The organism is Pseudomonas nabeulensis (assembly GCF_004682045.1).
Classification (GTDB): Bacteria; Pseudomonadota; Gammaproteobacteria; order Pseudomonadales; family Pseudomonadaceae; genus Aquipseudomonas; species Aquipseudomonas nabeulensis.
Genome location: NZ_QUZT01000049.1, coordinates 22350 through 41765, shown reverse-complemented (window position 1 = coordinate 41765; position 19416 = coordinate 22350). Strand labels below are relative to the sequence as shown.

The window sequence follows — 19416 nt, the reverse complement described above, 5'->3', positions numbered from 1 at the left end:
GAATGAGAGTCTGGGCAGTTGCCAATCAAAAGGGTGGGGTCGGCAAGACCACCACCTCCATCGCTTTAGCCGGTTTGTTGGCCGAGGCGGGCAAGCGTGTGGTCGTGGTCGACCTGGACCCCCACGGCTCCATGACCAGCTATTTCGGCTATGACCCGGATGCACTGGAACATAGCAATTACGACCTGTTCCTGCACAAGGGCAGCGTACCGGCTGACCTGCCGGGCCAGTTGTTGCTGCCCACCAGCAACGAAAGCATTTCCCTGCTGCCGTCCAGCACCGCGCTGGCGACCCTTGAGCGCCAGTCGCCGGGGCAGAGCGGCCTGGGCCTGGTGATCGCCAAGACCTTGGCGCAACTGTGGCAGGACTTCGACTACGCAATCATCGACAGCCCGCCGTTGCTGGGTGTGTTGATGGTCAACGCGCTGGCGGCCAGCCAGCAGTTGGTGATCCCGGTGCAGACCGAGCACCTGGCGGTCAAGGGCCTGGAGCGCATGGTCAGCACCCTGGCGATGATCAACCGGTCGCGCAAACAGGCGCTGCCGTTCAGCATCGTGCCGACCTTGTTCGACCGCCGCACCCAGGCGTCCCTTGGCACCTTGCGTGTGCTGCGCGATGCCTACCCGGACACCATCTGGAATGGCTATATCCCGGTGGACACGCGCCTGCGGGACGCCAGCCGCGCCGGCCTCACGCCGTCGCAGTTCGACCCGAAAAGCCGTGGCGTGCTGGCCTACCGTGCGTTGCTCAAACACCTGCTGGCCCAGCAACTTGTGGCGCAGGTGGCGTGATGAACCGGCCTGTCGAATTCAAGACCCGACCGCAACTGGCGCTGGAATCCTACCTGGATGCCTTGCTCCAGGATGCGACCACGGAAGAACTGCCTGAACCGATCCTGGTGCTGGAACCTGTGGTCGAGCCGCAAAGCAGCCTGGATGAGTTCCAACTGGCGGTGTTGGAAGAGCAGGCTCGCGATTCCCATGTCGTGGTGCCGATCACGCCTGCGGTGATGGCGCCGGTGGTGGTCGAGCCTGTGGTGGTCGAGCCCGTGGTGGAAGTCCACCTGCCGCCGAGTATTACGCCGCCGCCAGTGACCGGCGATGGCCGTCCGGCGTGGGCTGCCGAACCCTTTGAATGCCTGCTGTTCGACGTCGCCGGGTTGACTCTGGCGGTGCCGTTGGTGTGCCTGGGCTCGATCTATTCCCTGGAAGGCCAGGAGCTGACACCGCTGTTCGGCCAGCCGGAGTGGTTCCTTGGCATCCTGCCCAGCCAGGCTGGCAATCTCAAAGTCCTCGATACGGCGCGATGGGTCATGCCCGACCGCTATCGCGATGACTTTCGCCAGGGCTTGCAGTACGTGATCTCGGTGCAGGGCTATGAGTGGGGGCTGGCGGTGCATCAAGTCAGCCGCTCGTTGCGCCTGGACCCGAACGAAATCAAATGGCGCAGCCACCGGGGCCAAAGGCCTTGGCTGGCGGGCACCGTGATCGAACACATGTGCGCGTTGCTCGACGTCGCCGAACTGGCCGAGTTGATCGCCAGCGGGGCGGTGAAGACGATGCCACTGAACAAACACAGTTGATTGAACAATAAGGGCCGCGCTGTTGCGTGGCCCATCTTGAAGGGGTCAGGGGTATGAACAAGTCAGCGTCCGCACAAGGTTTGGATGATCCGATCCTGCAATGGGTAACCTTCAAACTGGACAACGAGTCCTACGGCATCAACGTGATGCGCGTGCAAGAAGTGCTGCGCTACACCGAGATCGCGCCAGTGCCGGGTGCGCCAAGCTACGTGCTGGGCATCATCAACCTGCGCGGCAACGTGGTGACCGTGATCGACACTCGCCAGCGCTTTGGACTGGTGCCGACCGAAGTCAACGACAACACGCGTATCGTGATCATCGAAGCCGACAAGCAAGTGGTCGGGATCATGGTCGACAGCGTGGCCGAAGTGGTCTACCTGCGCCAATCGGAAGTGGAAACCGCGCCGAACGTGGGTAATGAAGAATCCGCCAAATTCATCCAGGGCGTGTGCAACAAGAACGGCGAACTGCTGATTCTGGTTGAGCTGGACAAGATGATGAGCGAAGAAGAATGGTCGGAACTGGAGAGCATCTGATTGTTCCTTGAGGCAGCGGTGATTGTCCTGGCCCTGTTGTGGGCCGGGACCCTGGCGTTTGTGCTGCGCTACGTGCGCCAGCAGCGGGAGTTGGCCGTGAAACAGGCCGAACGCGACGCCGTGCGTGACCGACGCATGCTCGAACTGGCCAAGCGTGTCGATCACTTCCAGCAGAGCGCGGTAAAGGTTGGGGACGAGGTGCACGAACTGCGTGCGATCCTCGGGCCATTGCCGGACAAACTGGCGCAGATCGAGCAGCGTGATCCGGCGAGCCTGTCCTTCGCGCAAGCGGCGAAGCTGGTGGGGATGGGCGCGACCGTGGATGAGTTGACCCAGTCGTGCGGCCTGACCCAGGCTGAGGCGCAGTTGATGAGTAAGTTGCACAAGAGCTGAATCCAGGTCGTACCCCAATCAAAATGTGGGAGGGGGCTTGCCCCCGATGGCGGTGTCTCAGTACCAGATGTGCTGACTGATCCACCGCTATCGGGGGCAAGCCCCCTCCCACATTTGTTTATGCGTTGTCCCTGGAATTATTTTCCAGCCTGACGACCTTTTGTCTGTCACCGACGGTCAACATCCATCAGAAACCTTTTCATCCCCGGAGAAAACCCCATGACCACCCCCAAGGCACTGTTGATCCTTCACGGCAAGCAAGCCCTCAACGAGGACGTGCGCGCTGCCGTGCAGGCCCGGCGTGACTTGGGCTGGGAGTTGGCGGTGCGTGTGACGTGGGAGGGTGGAGATGCCCAGCGCCTGGTCAATGAAGCCCTCGACGGCGGCTACACCCACCTGATTGCCGGTGGCGGCGACGGCACCCTGCGCGATGTGGCCGAGGCGATGGCGTTGGCCAAGACCGACGCCAGCCTGGTGTTGATGCCCTTGGGCACCGCCAATGACTTCGCCCGCGCTGCCGGCGTGCCGTTGGAGCCCGGCGCGGCCCTGGCACTGCTGGATGTGCCGGCCAGGGCCATCGACCTTGGCCAGGCGGGCGGGCAGTTTTTTCTCAATATGGCCACGGGCGGCTTCGGCAGCCAGGTCACGGCCAATACCTCGGAAGACTTGAAGAAAGTCCTCGGCGGCGCCGCTTACCTGTTCACCGGCTTGACCCGCTTCAGCGAGTTGAAGGCCGCCTATGGTGAGCTGGAAGGGCCGGGGTTCCACTGGAAGGGCGACCTGCTCGCGCTGGGCATCGGCAACGGCCGCCAGGCGGGTGGGGGGCACGTGCTGTGTCCGGGGGCATTGGCCGATGACGGCTTGCTGGATATCAGCATCCTGCCGGCGCCGCAGGAGGTGGTGGGCACGTTGCTGACCCTGATGACCGACGGCTGGGGCCTGGACAATCTGTTTGTGCGCGCGCGCCTGCCGTGGGTCGAGATCAAGGTGGCAGAAGGGTTGTACATCAACCTCGACGGCGAACCGCTCAAGGGCGATGACCTGCGCTTCACCGCCTTGCCCAAGGCGCTGCGGGTGCACCTGCCGGTGAATTCGCCGCTAGTCGTCCAGACTGATGATTTGCTCGCGCACCGCAAATAACACCAGACCCGCCACGTCGAAAATCTGCAGGCGCTTCATGATTTGCGAGCGATGCGCCTCGACCGTCTTGATACTCAGGCCCAGGCCATGGGCGATCTCTCGTGTGGATTTGCCGCGCACGATCAGCCGCAAGATCTCCAACTGCCGAGCTGTGAGGTTATGGCTGTGCCCTGCGGGCGTGGTGGGGCCGTTGGCGCGCACCAGCGCCTGGTTGATCACGGTGTGGGCGATGGCCGGGCTCAGGTAGCGCTCGCTGTTGCGCAGCGCCAGCAGCGCATGTTCCAGCTCGTTGGCGGTGGTGTCCTTGAGCAGGTAGCCGTGGGCGCCGGCCTCCAGCGCGCACATGATCAGCTCGGGGTCGGTGTGCATCGACAGGATCAGCACGCGGCTCTTGGGGTAGGCGCGCTTGAGCTGCTGCAAGGCGTCCAGGCCGCCGGTGTGCTTCATCGACAGGTCCAGCAGCACGATGTCGGGCTGCAGCGCGTTGAATTGCTCGAGCAATTGCGCGCCGTCGTTGGCTTCGCCGACCACTTGGTAGCCGGGGATATCCTGGACCAAGGCGCGTACGCCGGCCCGGATCAGTGCGTGGTCATCCACCAGGAGTAATGTGCAGGTCACTCGGCAACCTTAGGGGAGCTGGCCCGTTCGAGGGCGCGGGGCGCCCAGGGGAAAAGTGCGTCGATCCGCGTCCCTTTGCCAGGCTGGCTGCTGACGGATAGCGTGCCCCCCAGTTGATCAATTCGCTCAGACATCCCGGCCATGCCCCGTTGGCCTTCCAGGCCAGGGTTGATGGCGGGTGAAAAGCCCTGGCCGTCATCGCAGATACTCAGCGACAGGCCCTCGGGCAGGCGTTGCAGGCGCACCAGCAAATTGTGCGCCTGGGCGTGGCGAAGCATGTTGGTGACCGCTTCCTGGGTGATGCGAAAGGCCGCCACGGCCATTTCTTCCGGGATCCCGGTGAGCCGCTGCTGGCACTCCAGGCTCCAATGCACGGGGGTGTTTTCCAGGGCCTTGAGCAAGTGGGCGCGCAGGCTGGCCTCCAGGCCCAGACTGGCGAGTTGCCGCGGGTTGAGGATGGCGGACACGTCACGCACTTTGGCCAGGGTTTCATTGAGGGTGTTGCACAGGACTGTGCACTGGTCTTGCAGGTCGGGCGGCAGGCGGCGCTTGAGCCATTCGCTTTGCAGCTTGGCGGCGGTGAGCAACTGGCCGATATCGTCATGCAGCTCACGGCTAAGGCGATGGCGTTCGTTTTCCTGCACTTGCAGCAGGCGGTCGGCCAGTTCCTGAGGCTGGAACTTGATGGATTTACGCGAGTGCCATTGTTGCAATCCGACCACCACCAGCGTGGCCAGGTTAAGCATCACCAAGAGTGGCAGGGCAGCGGGAGAAGCATAGGCCCACAGACTCAACGACAGCGAGCCAACGCACAGGGCAAGGATCAGGCGGCGCGTCGTGTTGCGGGACGCGGACCTTGCAATGAGTGTCTTGAAGTTGGCGTACATAGCGGAGGGAACCAATGAAGGTTTGCTGCGGGAAGACCGGTCATGGCGGCTGACGGGCCTCTGTTCGGCGTGCGTTGTCGAATCGTTTTTATACATGATGAAGTTGAGTCACTTCGAGCGGGGGCATAGTACCACCACTCTTACCGTTGGTCGCCTGGTGGCGTGCCTGGTGGGCTTATAAACCGCGCACATGCACAAGGCGCTATTACCGGAGTTCATCAGAAGAGGAGGAGTTGTATTGTTTGAATGTGCTTATGTTGTCTTTGTTACAATTACTGGCTAATTGATATCTTTGTGCGCGCAATTCAGTCTCAACCACTAAGTTGAAGGTGTGATTTGCAGATATCTCATGATTTGAACGCGACCCGATAAGTACTCAATTAGATATCTGGCGCAGGCGTTGCTGTGGCTGATAGCTGAAGTTCTTTTGAGGGATCTGCAGCGTGACCGTTGCCAACAACGTCACCTGTTCGCTGTCGTCCATGCCGAGTTCACCGGTGCGCGTGTCGATCAGCTCCAATTGCCAGGCCAGCAGCGTCAGGCACGCGTGCAATGCATCCAGCGCTTGATCATGCAGTTGCACGGGGCTGGCAGCGTTGGCGATCAGGTATTGGATATGTCGGGAGAATTCGCTGATCGCCTGCAGGGCCAGGCTATCGGCCTTTTCGGCCAACTTGATCAGGCTGTTCTTCATGCAGTCGATGGCGTCGCTGTCATCGCGGATCAGATGCAGGTGGTTCAAGCATTCTTCCGACTTCGCCAGCAGCATTTCCGCTTCAAGCAGGAATTCGGGAAGTGTGGTTTGCCATTCAGTTGCGCTGTTCATCTTGCAAGTCTCCACAACATAAGGTCGGGTGATGAGATGCCGCACCGGGTGAATGGCTTAAAACTAGCGCTGAAATATGACTGGAATCTGTAGGTTGCTTCCGAGATTCGAGTAGGACGTTTACTAGAATGACGGCGACGGTTGTGCATAGCCCTCATCGCGGGGGTCAAGTACACACCTTCAGTTGCCGACATGTAGATGTCCGGAAGACCCGTGGGCCGGGGGCTTGGCATGGCAAACAAAAGCCTGACTCCATTCATGCAATGAGAATGGCGTCACATTAATGGCTATTAGATATTGCGAATATCAGGTTGGGCCTGATTGCGTATAGGGGAATCCCTTATATGGCGGAACCTTGCGTCGGTTTGAGTGTCGCGCAATGTATCCGCATTGCCATATGAAGAGGCCCGCGCAGTAAACCATGATGTCAGTGTGACATCAATGGATTTGCGTGGCATTTTAGTAGGGTCAAGATTCGGCGTTCGCCGCCGATAAAGAGCCTTATGAACTGCACAACCCCTTAGCGCACCAGGAGCTTTTAATGGCCGGCATTCTCGACACGGTAGATCAACGCACACAACTGGTGGGTGAGAATCGCCTGGAGATCCTCATGTTTCGCCTGGCCGGGCGGCAGCTGTTCGCGATCAACGTGTTCAAGGTGCAAGAGGTGTTGCAACTGCCCAAGTTGACTCTGATGCCCCAGCGTCATCCCTTCGTGTGTGGTGTGGTGAACTTGCGGGGCCAGACCCTCCCAGTGATTGACCTGTCCCAGGCCATCGGCATGCGCCCGCTGGTGCCGGGGCCCAACAGCACCATCATCGTCACCGAGTACAATCGCTCGGTGCAGGCGTTCCTGGTGGGCGGCGTCGACCGCATCGTCAACATGAACTGGGAAGCCATCCTGCCACCACCGACCAGCGCCGGTCGCCAGCATTACCTCACCGCCATCAGCAAGGTTGACGACCAGTTGGTGGAGATCATCGACGTGGAAAAAGTCCTCGCCGAGATCGTGCCGTACAACGCCAAGGTTTCCCGCGAAAAACTCGAAGACCCTGTGCTGGAACGCGCCCGAGGCCGTGAAGTGCTGCTGGTGGACGACTCCAACGTGGCGCTGTCGCAATTGCGCGACACCCTCGGCCAATTGGGCGTGAAAATGCACATCGCCAGCGACGGCCTCAAGGCGTTGAACATGCTCAAGGCCTGGGCCGACAGCGGCCAGGTGATGACTGACAAGCTGCTGATGGTCTTCACCGACGCCGAAATGCCCGAGATGGACGGCTACCGCCTCACCACCGAAATCCGCAACGACCCGCGCCTGCGCGGGCTCTACGTGGTGCTGCACACCTCGCTGTCGGGCAGCTTCAACGATTCGATGGTCAAGAAGGTCGGCTGCGACAATTTCCTGTCCAAATTCCAGCCCGACAAGCTGGTGGATGTGGTGCGTCAACGTCTGTTGCTGGACGAAGTGCCTGCCTGACACACCGCCGTGCCATCCCAGAGGTACCCCGCTTTGTAGTGAGCGGGCTTGCCCCGCGCTGGGTGGCGAAGCCGCCCCAATAAGGCCGCTGCGGTGTGTCAGAAAGACCGAGTTGCCTGGTCTTGGGGCGGCTTCGCCCCCCAGCGCGGGGCAAGCCCGCTCACTACACGATATAGTGTGAGCTTTCTCCTTCCAGGAATGCAGGCCCATGCTTCGTCTCAGCGCGTTGTACCGTTACCCCTTGAAGTCCGGCAAGGCCGAGGTCTTGCAGCAGATCGGCCTGGATAAGCTTGGGCTGGACGGTGACCGACGCTGGATGCTGGTGGATGAAGCCAGCGGACGTTTCCTCACCCAACGCGCGGTGGCGAAGATGAGCCAACTGTCGGCGTTGTGGAACAGCGCCGGTGGCCTGACCCTGAGTTCGCCAGGCCATGCGCCGCTGGACGTGGCCTTGCCCGGTAGCGAGGCCGAGCTGCGGGGCGTGACCATCTGGCGTGACACTTTGCGCGTACCGGATGCTGGCGACGCCGCCGCTGCTTGGGTCAGCGATTTCATCGGCAAGCCCACGCGGCTGGTGCAGATCCCGTTGGAACGCGCCCGCACCACCCAGGCCGGTTATGGCAAGGACGACGACCAAGTGGCGTTCGCCGATGGTTACCCGTTGCTGGTGATCGGCCAGGCGTCGCTGGATGATCTTTCCCAGCGCATCGGCCGCCCGATGGAGATGCTGCGTTTTCGCCCCAACCTGGTGGTCGAAGGCAGCGCTGCGTTTGCCGAGGACGGCTGGAAACGCCTGCGCATTGGCGATGTAGAGTTTCGTGCGGTCAAACCGTGTTCGCGCTGCATTCTCACCACCATCGATCCACAGACCGGCGAGCGCAGTGCTGACCGCGAACCCTTCGCTACCCTGGAGGCCTATCGCAAGACCGACGACGGTGCGATTTTCGGCCAGAACCTGGTCAACGATGGAATCGGGCGCCTGGAAGTGGGCATGCCGGTGACGATCCTGGAATAAAAAAATGCCCGTCTCCTGCGAGACGGGCATTTTTTTAGCGCGTGGGCACTTAGCCGCGGTATTCGCACAGGTAAGCGGTGTCCACGGCGACCTTCAGCTGGAACTTGCTGTTGGCCGGTACGTTGAATTGGCTGCCGGCGGCGAAGGTTTCCCATTCGGCGGCGTCGGGCAGCTTGACGGTCAGGGCGCCGGAGACCACGTGCATGATTTCACGCTGGGCAGTGCCGAATTCGTATTCACCCGGGGCCATCACGCCGATGGTCGCCGGACCTTCTGCGGTGCCGAAAGCGATCGACTTGACGGTGCCGTCGAAGTACTCGTTGACTTTAAACATGGGTGAATCCTCGGAAAGGGTCTGGAAAGGTCGGCCAGTATGCCCAAGGGCAGGGGAGCTGCCTAGACCGGCAAAATCAGCGGCAGCAGGCGCGCGGTGTTGCGCGCATCCTCCAGTGCTCGATGTTGTTGGCCATGGAACTGCATCCCCGCCAATTGCAGCGCACCGTTAAGCCCCAAGGGCTTGTCCAGGCGCCGGGCCTTGGCGAAGCGCTGCTTGAGGTTCACATGGGGCGTATCGGCGAGCGCGCTGGCCAGGCCATGGCGTTGCCACTCCAGCTCCAACTGCTTGCGATCATAGTCGCCCCAGCTCGCCCAGCCTTCCAGGCGCGGCTGATGCTGGCCCAGCCAGCGCTCGAACAGTGGCCACACCTCGGTGATCGGCGCGGCGCTGTCGATATTGGCTTGGGTGATGTGCGTCAACTGACGGCAGAACGGCGTCAGCAAGGGGCGACGCAGCGGCCGCACAAAACGCTGGAAGTGATCCAGCTCGCGACCCTGGCGGTTCACCAGGCTCGCGCCGATCTCGATGACTTCCATCTCCGTCACGGGCCAGCCGCCGTCATCCGTAGTGGCTTCAAGGTCAATAATCAGCCAATGAGGCATGGTGCAGGTTCCCGTACTCGTCCTTTCCTGATGGGGATAGAGCGTAGCCCGGCCGTGTAGTTCCGCCTAGGGGCGTTATTCGATCTCCAGCAGAACCTGGCGATTGCGCACCTGATCGCCGGTGATGACCTGCACGCCCGTGATCACGCCGTCGATGCCGGCAGTGAGCGGGTGCTCCATTTTCATCGCTTCCAACACCAGCAACAGTTGGCCCTTGCTCACTCGGTCGCCGACCCTGACCCGCACATCGACGATGGCGCCATCCATCGGCGCTTTGACGGTCCCGCTGCTGGCGTCCGCCTGGCGACTGGCGGCTTGCTGGGTACGGTTGATGACCGTCAAGCCCGGTAGCCACAGTTGGTCGCCGTCGAGGTAATAGGCGATGCGGCGGCGGATGCCATTGAGCACCACGATGGCGTGGCGGCCGTCGAGGGTGAGGGGCAACGGCTCGACGGTGACGCTGTGCAGTGCGTCATTGACCTCCAGACGGTAGGTGCCAGGGACACCCGCGTTGTTGCGCCAGCCCGCCAATTGTTTTGGATGCTGGTCAGCGCCGTGTTGATAAAACAGCGCGGCGGCCAGGGAAAGCTGTTGGTTTGACGCGATGGGTCGGGGGATCTCGTTGAAGTGCTCGGCGATAAACCCGGTGCTGAAATCGCCTGCGATGAAGTCCGGATGCTTGAGCAAATCCACCAGCAGTCGCTGGTTGGTGGCGACGCCCAACAGCAACGTGTCTTCGACGGCGCGCAACAACTTGCGCCGCGCCTCTTCACGCGTGGCGCCGTGGGCAATGATCTTGCCCAGCATCGGGTCATAGTACGGGCTGATGCGCTGCCCTTCGACAACCCCATGATCGGTACGCACACCCGCCGCCGGTTGCCAGCGCAGCACATCGCCGGTTTGCGGCAGGAAGCCCCGGGCCGGGTCTTCGGCGTACAGGCGCACCTCCATGGCGTGACCGCTCAGCGTGACAGCCTCTTGGCTCAGCGGCAGCGGCTGGCCAGCGGCAATCTGCAATTGCCACTCCACCAGGTCGAGGCCGGTGATCAACTCGGTGACCGGATGCTCCACCTGCAAGCGGGTGTTCATTTCCAGAAAGTAGAACCGGCCGTCGCGGTCGAGCAGGAACTCCACGGTGCCCGCGCCAACGTAGTTCACCGCGCGCCCGGCCTTGAGGGCGGCTTCGCCCATGGCCTGGCGCAGGGCGGGCGTTATCACCGGGCAGGGCGCCTCTTCGATGACTTTTTGATGGCGACGCTGGATCGAGCAATCGCGTTCACCGAGGTAGACCAGGTGGCCGTGGCTGTCGCCGAACAGTTGGATCTCGACGTGGCGCGGGTCGATCAGGGCCTGTTCGAGGATCAACTCATCGCTGCCGAAGGCGTTTTTGGCCTCCGAGCGGGCGGTGTGCAAATTGTCCAGCAGGGCGTCGGCACTGTGGACCAGGCGCATGCCCCGTCCACCGCCGCCCGCGCTGGCCTTGATCATCAGCGGGTAGCCGATGCGTTCGGCTTCGTGTTGCAGGGTGGCGTCGTCTTGGGCGCTGCCCTGGTAGCCGGCGATGCACGGCACATCCGCGTCGAGCATGGCGAGCTTGGACAGGCGCTTGCTGCCCATCAGTTCGATGGCCTCGACGCTGGGGCCGATAAAGGTCAGGCCTGCCGCCAGGCAGGCGCGGGCGAATTCGGGGTTTTCGGAGAGGAAGCCGTAGCCGGGGTGGACGGCGTCGGCGCCGGTGAGGGTTGCGGCGTCGAGGATGGCCGTGATGTTGAGGTACGACTGCTGTACCGGAGCCGGGCCGATGTGGACGGCCTCGTCGGCCATCTGCACGTGCAGGGCCTGGGCGTCGGCATCGCTATAGACGGCCACGGTGCGGTAGCCCAGGGCCTGGGCGGTACGCTGGAGGCGGCAGGCGATTTCGCCGCGGTTGGCGATGAGGATTTTGCTGAAGGTGGGCATGGGGTTATCCCTTGGTTGATGGGGTGTCTGTCAGGGCCTCATCGGGGGCAAGCCCCCTCCCACACTTGACTGTATTCACAAATGCAAATGTGTGAACCCAATCCAATGTGGGAGGGGGCTTGCCCCCGATAGCGTCATCTGCACCACCGAGGTTTCCTTTTCTGCACAAACGCCTGCGTCCCCTCAATCCCTTCCTCCCCTCGCACAGCCTCGGCAAACCACTGCGCCCCGCGATCCAGCACCCTTTCAAGCGGCTCATCCACACTCGCCAGCAACAACTGCTTGGTCCGCCCATTCGCTACCGGCGCACAGCGCAACACGTGCCCCAGCACTTCATCCAATCGCTCGGCCAACCCCTGCGCATCACGCTCGGTAAAGTGCACGACGCCCAAGCGCTCAGCCTCGACACCATCAAAGCGTGCTGCCGTCAGTGCGAGTCGGCGCGCTTGGGTCAACCCGATGCGCTTGACCACAAACGGCGCAATCTGCGCCGGCAGCAAGCCCAGGCTGGTCTCGGGCAAACCGAACTGGGCCTGGTGGTCGGCAATCGCAATATCACTCACGCACGCCAACCCAAACCCACCGCCCAGCACCGCACCTTGCAGTACCACGATCACCACTTGCGGCACCGCTTCAACCTCTTGCAACAAGGTGCCAAATGCGCGGTTCAGCGCCTGCAGTTGATTGCCCGCCGTGACCAGATCCTTCACATCCGCCCCGGCGCAGAAGTGCCCACCGGCGCCGCTGATCACCACGGCCCGTGTCTGGCTGTCCAGTTGCGCCAACACCGCACGCAATTCGTTGACCATTTCCAGGCTCATGGCATTGCGGCTTTGCGGGCGGTTGAGGGTGATGTGCAGCACGCCGTTATGCGGCTCAAGCAGCAAGGTATTCATGGTTTTTTCCCCGGCAAGGTGCCCATCAATTTGCAGATGATGCCCAGCATGATTTCGTCGGCACCGCCGCCAATCGACACCAGCCGCACATCGCGATACGCCCGCGCCACCGGGTTGTCCCACATAAAGCCCATGCCGCCCCAATATTGCAGGCAGCTGTCGCTGACTTCGCGGCCCAGGCGTCCGGCCTTGAGCTTGGCCATCGATGCCAGGCGGGTCACGTCCTGGCCTTTGATGTATTGCTCGGTGGCCTGGTAGACCAAGGCGCGCAGGCACTCGATTTCGGTGGACAGTTCAGCCAGGCGAAAGTGGATCACCTGGTTGTCGATCAGCGCCTTGCCGAAGGTCTGGCGCTCCTTGCAGTACTCGATAGTGCTGTCGACGCAGTACTCCAGGCCCTTGATCATATTGGCCGCGCCAAACAGGCGTTCTTCCTGGAACTGCAACATCTGCATCATGAAGCCCGCGCCTTCTTGGCCGATGCGATTGCGCTGGGGGATGCGCACATTGTCGAAGAACACCTGGGCGGTCTCGGAGCTGTGCATACCGAGTTTTTCCAGGGGCGGGCTGACGCTGATGCCGGGGGTGTTCATCGGCACCATGATCAGCGATTTGTTGATATGCGGCTTGTCGTCGGAGGTGTTGGCCAGCAGGCAAATAAAGTCGGCACTGGGGGAGTTGGTGATCCACATCTTGCTGCCGTTGATCACGTAGTCGTCGCCGTCCTTGCGCGCATGGGTCTTGAGCCCGGCCACGTCGGAGCCGGCGCCGGTTTCCGAGACGCCGATGCAACCCACCTGCTCACCGCTGATGGCCGGGCGCAGGAATTCGTCGCGCAGTTCATCGCTGCCGAAGCGGGCGAGGGCAGGGGTGCACATGTCGGTCTGCACGCCGATGGACATGGGGATGCCACCGCAACGGATGGTGCCGAACTCTTCGGCGGCAACGATGGAGTAGCTGTAGTCCAGGCCCATGCCGCCGAATTTTTCCGGCTTGGAGATGCCCAGCAGGCCGAGGTCGCCGGCCTTGCGGAAGATCTCGTGGATGGGAAAGCGCCCGGCTTTTTCCCATTCGTCCACGTGGGGATTGATCTCGCGGTCAACGAAGGCGCGCACGGTGCGGCGCAGTTCCTGGTGTTCCTGGGTAAAGATCATTGTTCTTGTTCTCCGGTTAGAAACGCGCCACACCAAAGCTATTAGGTTGCAACTGCCGTGCCTCGGCCTCGTGGCAGATATCCAGCAAAAAACCGAGCAAGGTCCGGGTATCCCGTGGATCAATCAGCCCGTCGTCCCACAGGTTTGCACTGCCGTACAGGGCGGTGGACTGGCTGTCGAGCTTCTGCGCCGTGACCTGTTCCAGCATGTCCAGCACCTTGGGGTCGGGCACCAGGCCGTCTTTCAATTGCTTGGCCTCGGTGACGATGCGCAGCACCTTGCCCGCCTGCGCACCGCCCATCACCGCCGTGCGGCTGTTGGGCCAGGCGAAGATAAAACGCGGGTCGAGGCCCCGGCCGCACATCGCATAGTTGCCCGCGCCGTAGGAGCCACCCACCACAATCGTCAGTTTAGGCACCCGTGCATTGGCCACTGCCTGGATCATCTTCGCGCCGTGCTTGATCACGCCTTGCTGCTCGGACTCGGTGCCCACCATAAAACCGGTGGTGTTGTGCAGGAATAGCAGCGGCGTACGGCTCTGGTCGCACAGCTGGATAAACTGCGCCGCCTTGCTGGCGCCCTTGGGCGTGATGGGACCGTTATTGCCGATCACACCGACGGCGCGGCCCTGGATATGCAGGTGGCCACAGACGGTGTGGGGATCGAACTCGGCCTTGAACTCGAGGAAGTGCGACGCGTCGGCCAGGCGTGCGAGGATTTCGCGTACGTCGTAGGGTTTTTTCGGGTCGTCGGGGATCAGGCCCAACAGCTCTTCGATGGGGTACAACGGCTCCGCGTAGGCTTTTTTGGGCTCCACCTGCAAGCGATCATTCCAGGGCAACGCGCTGACGATCTCGCGTGCGATGCGCACGCCATCGGCATCGTTTTCCGCCAGATATTCGGCGGTCCCGGCGGTTTGCGCGTGCATCTCGGCGCCGCCCAGTTCTTCATCGGTGGCCACTTCACCCGTTGCCGCCTTGAGCAGCGGTGGCCCGGCCAAAAACAGCTTGGCCTTGCCGCGTACCACCACCACATAATCCGACAGGCCCGGTTGATAGGCCCCGCCCGCCGTGGCCGAGCCGTGAACCACGGTAATCTGCGGCAAGCCCATGGCCGACATGCGCGCCTGGTTGGCGAAGCTGCGTGCGCCTTCGACGAAAATATCGGCCGCGTAGTTGAGGTTGGCGCCGCCGCTTTCGGCCAGGGTCACCACCGGCAGTTTGTTCTCCATGGCGATCTGTTGCAGGCGCAGGGATTTTTTCAGGCCGGTGGGCGAGATCGTGCCGCCCTTGATCGCACTGTTGTTGGCCACCACCAGCATGCGCACGCCGCTGACGTAGCCGATGCCAGCGATCAACCCACCACCGGCCGCGCTGCCGTCCTTGTCATCGTGCAGCTTGTAGCCGGCCAGGCCTGCCAGCTCCAGGAACGGTGCGCCGGGGTCCAGCAGCAGGTTAAGGCGCTCGCGCGGCAGCAGTTGGCCGCGCTTGTCGAACTTGGGCTTGGCTTCCTGTGCCTTGCTCAGCAGCGTGTGTTCCAGTTGGCGCAGGTGCTGGATGCCCACCAGCATGGCGTCGCGGTTTTGCGCGAACTGGGGGCTGTGGGGATCGATCAGGGATTCAATCACCGGCATGGGTCACTGCTCCGCCTTGAGCACATCGGGCACATACGCCCGATGAAAACCATTGAACGGCTCGCTCGGCGGCTGCGCCTTGTGCAACGGCCACGCACGATTGCCCTGGCTGGCGGCGCCGTCGATGCGCAACGTGCTGCCGCTGATAAAGCTGGCGGCGGGGCTGAGCAAAAACACGATGGCCGCGCTGACTTCCGACTCGGTGCCGATACGCTTGAGCGGCACATGCTCGCGCAATGTGGGGATCACCGCCTTGAACGCGCCTTCGTAAGTGTCCATGCCGCTGGAGGCAATCCAGCCCGGCGCCACGGCGTTGACCCGCACGCCGGCGTAGCCCCATTCGAAGGCGGCGGTCTTGGTGAAGTTGTCCATCCCCGAGCGCGCCGCGCCCGAGTGGCCCATGCCGGGCATGCCGCCCCACATGTCGGCGAGCATATTGACGATGGCGCCGCCGTGTTGGCTCATGGATTGGTTGAACACTTCCCGTGCCATCAGGAAACCGCCCACCAGGTTGGTGCGCAGTACGGTTTCAAACCCCTTTTGATTGATGGCGGCCAGCGGCGATGGATATTGCCCGCCAGCGTTGTTCACCAAACCGTGAATGGGCCCATGGTCGTTGAGGATTTGGCCGACCAGCGTTTTCACCGCCTCTTCATCGCGAATATCGCAGGCTTGCCAGTGGGCGGTGCCGCCATCTTCGGCAATCTCTGCCGCGACCTTTTGCAGTTTCTCCGGTTTGCGTCCCACCAGGATCACTCGGGCGCCGAGGGCTGCCAGTTCATGGGCGGTACAGCGGCCAATACCGCTGCCGCCGCCGGTGACAATCACGGTGTGCCCCTGGAACAGGTCGGCTTTGAAGATCGAGTCGAAGGCCACGGCAACGCTCCTTTTATTGGAATTGATCGGCGATGTGTTGCGGCACGGCAATCGGGATTTCCAGCAACTGCTGGGCGAACGCCTTGCCTTGCGGGTCGATGCGCAGGCTGGCGATACCGCCGCCGCCCAGGGCGTTTTCCAGCAAGAAATTGAGGCTGTGGCTGCCAGGCAAATACCAGCGTTCGACGCGGCCGTGGAGTGGGTCGAGGACATGGCCCATCCAGTCGACGATCACTTCGGGTGTCAGTGCTTCGGCGATCCACGGCAGGTATTCAGGGGCGCGGGCGATCACACCGATATTGCTGTGGTTGCCCTTGTCGCCGGAGCGCGCCACGGCGAGCTTGACCAAGGGCACGCTGGCGTTGGCACGGCCTTGGGGTTTGGGGGGCTCGATGGGCGCGCAGGGTGTTGCGAGTGAGTCGGCGGGTGGCAACGCGCAGGCGTGGCGCTTGCCCTGGAAGTCGATCACCGGTTCACACACGGATTTATCGACAAGGAATGAAAACAACCGAATCAGCGGATACACCGTCGGCCGGCCACCGACGATGCCGGTAAGCCCCGGCGCCATGCCGGTCGCCGCCTGGGCGATCTCGCGGGCAAACAGCACCAATGCCTGTTTGCTGGGGTGCCGCACGGCCAGCTTCACCACCACTTCACGGCAGTCGTGCCGCCGGGCGTGGGCGCCATAGGTGGCTTCGCTGCCCAGCAGTTCGATACTCACCTCGGTGTAAGGCGCCCAGCCGCGCTGGCTGAACAACGCTGAGGTCTTGTTGATGATCGCCTGGCTGACCCGTTCGGCCTTGGCTACCGCGTCGATGCCGGCGATCAGGCAACTGGCGGAACAGCGAAAACCATCCGGGTAGGTGGCGCTGACCTTGTATTGGTCGGTGGGCGGCAGGCCCTTGGCGCCGTGCAGACGCACTTGGTGTTTGCCTTGTTGCTGCAATTTGACCTGGCTGAAATCGCAGATCACATCCGGCAGCAGGTAAGCACGTGGATCGCCGATCTCATACACCAGTTGCTCGGCCACGCTGAGTTCACTGATCAACCCGCCACTGCCGTCGACTTTGTTCACGGTGAACTGCCCGTCGGCGCTGACCTCAACGATGGGAAAACCGATGTGTTCATAGTCCGGCACGTCACGCCAATCGGTGAAGTTGCCTCCGGTGCACTGCGCGCCGCATTCGATGATATGCCCGGCCAATGCGGCCTGGGCGAGGTGGTCGTAGTCCTGCCAGGACCAGTTGAATTCATGCACCAGTGCGGCACTGACCACGGCGCTGTCTACCACGCGGCCGGTGATGACGATATCGGCACCCAGCTCGAGCGCTTGGACGATACCTGGTGCACCGAGATAGGCGTTGGCGGATACACACATCGGCGGCAGTGGTGCGCCGTTGAACATATCGGTGATGCCGTGGCGTTTTTTCAACTGGGGTTGCAGGTCATCGCCCAGCAGCACGGCGATTTTCAGCGGGATCGCCGCCTTGTCGCAGGCCGCTTGCAGGGCGGCGGCACAGGCTTGGGGGTTGATGCCCCCGGCGTTGCTGATCACGCGGATGCCCTGGCGCTGGATCTCGGCCAACAGCGGTGTGAGCACCTCGACAAAATCCGTGGCGTAGCCGGCCTGGGGATCTTTCATCCGCGCACCGGCGAGGATCGACATCGTGACTTCGGCCAAATAGTCGAACACCAGGTAATCCAACTGGCCGCCGTGCACCAATTGGGCGGCGGCGGTGCAGGTGTCGCCCCAGAAGGCGCTGGCGCAGCCGATACGAACCGTCTTGCTCATGAGAAATCCTTCCTCCGATGGCTGTTGCCGAGACTACCAAGCAAGCGCTTGGTTTGTAAACTCTCGACACAAGTTTCAGCCCAAGCGCTTGCTTGGTCAGGCGCCACGGCCTAAATTGCCGGCCAAGACGTCCGTAGAAGTAGAGGAGAGCAGCATGGATGAGCACAACGCCCTGCGGGTGATGCGCACCATGGTCGACGGTGGCCAATTGACCGATCCCGAGAGTGCCCGGGGCAAGTTGCTGCAAACCGCGGCTCATCTGTTTCGCAACAAGGGCTATGAACGCACCACCGTGCGCGACCTGGCCAGTGCCGTGGGTATCCAGTCGGGCAGCATCTTTCATCACTTCAAGAGCAAGGACGAGATCCTGCGCGCGGTGATGGAGGAAACCATCCACTACAACACCGCGATGATGCGCGCCTCCCTTGATGAAGCGACGAATGTGCGCGAGCGCGTGCTGGCGCTGATTCGCTGCGAATTGCAGTCGATCATGGGTGGCAGCGGCGAGGCCATGGCGGTGCTGGTGTATGAATGGCGCTCGCTGTCGGCCGAAGGCCAGGCCCACGTGCTGGCGCTGCGTGATGTGTATGAACAGATCTGGTTGCAGGTGCTGGGGGAGGCCAAGGCCGCCGGTTACATCAAGGGCGATGTGTTTATCACCCGGCGTTTTCTCACCGGGGCGCTGTCCTGGACCACCACCTGGTTCCGCGCTGAGGGCAGCCTGACGCTGGAGCAACTGGCCGAACAAGCCCTGCTGATGGTGCTGAAGGCCGATTGAGGCGCAAGCTATTAATTTGACGGTGGAAAGTTGTCTCTCCCGACGAAAACGCCTAGCTTATTGCCATCAACCTTTTCAACGGTGTGTGCCTTGATGTTTTCGCCATGGCGGCTGGCTACAGGACTGACTTTATGGGCACTGGGGACCGTGGGGTGGATGCCGGCATCGGCTGCGCAATTGGTGCGCATCGGCGCGGCGCACTTCCCGCCCTACACTGTGCGGCCTGAACAAGGCGCCGATACCGGCCTGTTGCCGCAACTGGTGGAAGCCCTCAACGCCTCGCAAACCGACTACCAATTTGTGCTGGTACCGACCTCGATTCCCCGCCGGTTCAGGGATTTCGAACAGGGCCGGGTCGACATGGCGATCTTCGAAAACCCCGACTGGGGCTGGCAGAACATCCCCCACACCAGCGTCGACATGGGCCTGGAAGACGCGGAAATTTTCGTCGCCCAGCGTGCGACCGGACGCAGCCAGGACTATTTCGCCGACCTCGTGGGCAAGCGCCTGGCGGTGTTCAGCGGTTATCACTACGCCTTTGCCCACTTCAACTCCGACCCCAAGTACATGGCCGAGCATTTCAACGCCACGTTGACCTACTCCCATGACAGCAACTTGTTGATGGTGGCGCGGGGGCGGGCGGATATTGCCTTGATCACCCGTTCGTACCTGAGTGATTTCATGGTGCGCAACGCTGAGATGTCCGGGCAGTTCCTGGTGTCGGAGCGCATCGACCAGGTCTATCACCACTACGCATTACTGCGGCCCAAGGCGCCGATCACGGGCGAGGCGTTTGCCGGTTTGCTCAAGCACCTGCGGGAAAATGGCGAGATGCTGAAAATCTTCGAACCGTATCGCATCGATGTGATGCCCACACCCTGATCGGCTAAATTTCCGCGCCCGGCTCACGTCACT

Annotated in this window: 20 protein-coding genes; 9 read left to right on the top strand and 11 right to left on the bottom strand. The window is 62.1% G+C overall.

Annotated elements, in window-relative coordinates; genetic code table 11:
* The first annotated feature begins 2 nt into the window (after positions 1-2).
* The 5 genes from DYL61_RS22365 to yegS all read left to right on the top strand — a co-directional run bounded on the left by DYL61_RS22365 (position 3) and on the right by yegS (position 3651).
* Positions 3-791, top strand: a complete 789-nt coding sequence (locus DYL61_RS22365) for a ParA family protein (protein ID WP_105694884.1) — start codon at positions 3-5, stop codon at positions 789-791.
* Entirely contained in the window at positions 791-1582 is a 792-nt protein-coding gene (locus tag DYL61_RS22360; RefSeq protein ID WP_135310135.1) for a CheW domain-containing protein, read from the top strand. The genes DYL61_RS22365 and DYL61_RS22360 overlap by 1 nt, the downstream gene beginning before the upstream one ends.
* Positions 1583-1635: 53 nt before the next feature.
* Complete coding sequence (locus DYL61_RS22355; RefSeq protein ID WP_010564003.1) at positions 1636-2118, top strand: chemotaxis protein CheW; 483 nt, start codon at positions 1636-1638, stop codon at positions 2116-2118.
* Entirely contained in the window at positions 2119-2511 is a 393-nt protein-coding gene (locus DYL61_RS22350) for a DUF2802 domain-containing protein (protein ID WP_135310134.1), read from the top strand.
* A 219-nt stretch (positions 2512-2730) separates the two neighbouring features.
* Positions 2731-3651, top strand: a complete 921-nt coding sequence (gene yegS, locus DYL61_RS22345; protein WP_135310133.1) for a lipid kinase YegS — start codon at positions 2731-2733, stop codon at positions 3649-3651.
* Here the strand turns inward: yegS and DYL61_RS22340 are convergent.
* From DYL61_RS22340 to DYL61_RS22330, 3 genes are all read right to left on the bottom strand, one after another.
* Positions 3610-4269: a response regulator transcription factor gene (locus DYL61_RS22340; protein ID WP_135310132.1), complete on the bottom strand. Its 660-nt coding sequence runs from the start codon at positions 4267-4269 to the stop codon at positions 3610-3612. The genes yegS and DYL61_RS22340 overlap by 42 nt on opposite strands.
* Complete coding sequence (locus tag DYL61_RS22335; RefSeq protein ID WP_135310131.1) at positions 4266-5156, bottom strand: sensor histidine kinase; 891 nt, start codon at positions 5154-5156, stop codon at positions 4266-4268. The genes DYL61_RS22340 and DYL61_RS22335 overlap by 4 nt, the downstream gene beginning before the upstream one ends.
* Positions 5157-5532: 376 nt before the next feature.
* Positions 5533-5982 (bottom strand): hypothetical protein, encoded by a 450-nt coding sequence (locus DYL61_RS22330; protein ID WP_135310130.1) that lies wholly within the window; start codon positions 5980-5982, stop codon positions 5533-5535.
* A gap of 541 nt (positions 5983-6523) precedes the next feature.
* Between DYL61_RS22330 and DYL61_RS22325 the strand changes: the two genes are divergently transcribed.
* Both DYL61_RS22325 and DYL61_RS22320 read left to right on the top strand, forming a co-directional pair.
* Positions 6524-7459 carry a chemotaxis protein CheV gene (locus DYL61_RS22325; RefSeq protein WP_105694892.1) on the top strand — a complete coding sequence of 312 codons (936 nt, stop codon included), beginning with the start codon at positions 6524-6526 and terminating at the stop codon, positions 7457-7459.
* Positions 7460-7667: 208 nt separating this feature from the next.
* A complete protein-coding gene (locus DYL61_RS22320; RefSeq protein WP_135310129.1) occupies positions 7668-8474 on the top strand; it encodes an MOSC domain-containing protein in 807 nt (268 codons plus the stop codon).
* A gap of 49 nt (positions 8475-8523) precedes the next feature.
* On the opposite strand, the gene ppnP is transcribed toward DYL61_RS22320, so the two are convergent.
* The 8 genes from ppnP to DYL61_RS22280 form a co-directional block, all read right to left on the bottom strand.
* On the bottom strand, positions 8524-8808 hold the full coding sequence (gene ppnP, locus DYL61_RS22315) for a pyrimidine/purine nucleoside phosphorylase (RefSeq protein ID WP_135292017.1): 285 nt from the start codon (positions 8806-8808) through the stop codon (positions 8524-8526).
* Positions 8809-8870: 62 nt separating this feature from the next.
* Positions 8871-9413 (bottom strand): 3'-5' exonuclease, encoded by a 543-nt coding sequence (locus tag DYL61_RS22310; protein ID WP_135310128.1) that lies wholly within the window; start codon positions 9411-9413, stop codon positions 8871-8873.
* Between the two features lie 75 nt (positions 9414-9488).
* The gene (locus DYL61_RS22305) at positions 9489-11372 is read right to left on the bottom strand and encodes an acetyl-CoA carboxylase biotin carboxylase subunit (RefSeq protein WP_135310127.1); all 1884 of its coding nucleotides are present in this window, start codon (positions 11370-11372) and stop codon (positions 9489-9491) included.
* Between the two features lie 134 nt (positions 11373-11506).
* On the bottom strand, positions 11507-12268 hold the full coding sequence (locus DYL61_RS22300; RefSeq protein WP_135310126.1) for an enoyl-CoA hydratase/isomerase family protein: 762 nt from the start codon (positions 12266-12268) through the stop codon (positions 11507-11509).
* Positions 12265-13422 carry a citronellyl-CoA dehydrogenase gene (gene atuD / locus DYL61_RS22295; protein ID WP_135310125.1) on the bottom strand — a complete coding sequence of 386 codons (1158 nt, stop codon included), beginning with the start codon at positions 13420-13422 and terminating at the stop codon, positions 12265-12267. Before atuD ends, DYL61_RS22300 begins: the two co-directional genes overlap by 4 nt.
* A gap of 16 nt (positions 13423-13438) precedes the next feature.
* Positions 13439-15055: a geranyl-CoA carboxylase subunit beta gene (atuC, locus tag DYL61_RS22290; protein WP_135310124.1), complete on the bottom strand. Its 1617-nt coding sequence runs from the start codon at positions 15053-15055 to the stop codon at positions 13439-13441.
* Positions 15056-15058: 3 nt separating this feature from the next.
* Complete coding sequence (locus DYL61_RS22285) at positions 15059-15931, bottom strand: SDR family oxidoreductase (RefSeq protein WP_135310123.1); 873 nt, start codon at positions 15929-15931, stop codon at positions 15059-15061.
* Between the two features lie 13 nt (positions 15932-15944).
* Positions 15945-17723, bottom strand: coding sequence for an acyclic terpene utilization AtuA family protein (locus DYL61_RS22280; RefSeq protein ID WP_135310122.1), 1779 nt, complete (start codon positions 17721-17723; stop codon positions 15945-15947).
* Positions 17724-17877: 154 nt separating this feature from the next.
* Here DYL61_RS22280 and DYL61_RS22275 point away from each other — a divergent pair, with 154 nt between their 5' ends.
* Together DYL61_RS22275 and DYL61_RS22270 are read left to right on the top strand one after the other, a co-directional pair.
* The gene (locus DYL61_RS22275) at positions 17878-18501 is read left to right on the top strand and encodes a TetR/AcrR family transcriptional regulator (RefSeq protein ID WP_135310121.1); all 624 of its coding nucleotides are present in this window, start codon (positions 17878-17880) and stop codon (positions 18499-18501) included.
* Between the two features lie 93 nt (positions 18502-18594).
* On the top strand, positions 18595-19383 hold the full coding sequence (locus DYL61_RS22270) for a substrate-binding periplasmic protein (protein ID WP_135310120.1): 789 nt from the start codon (positions 18595-18597) through the stop codon (positions 19381-19383).
* Positions 19384-19416: the final 33 nt, after the last annotated feature.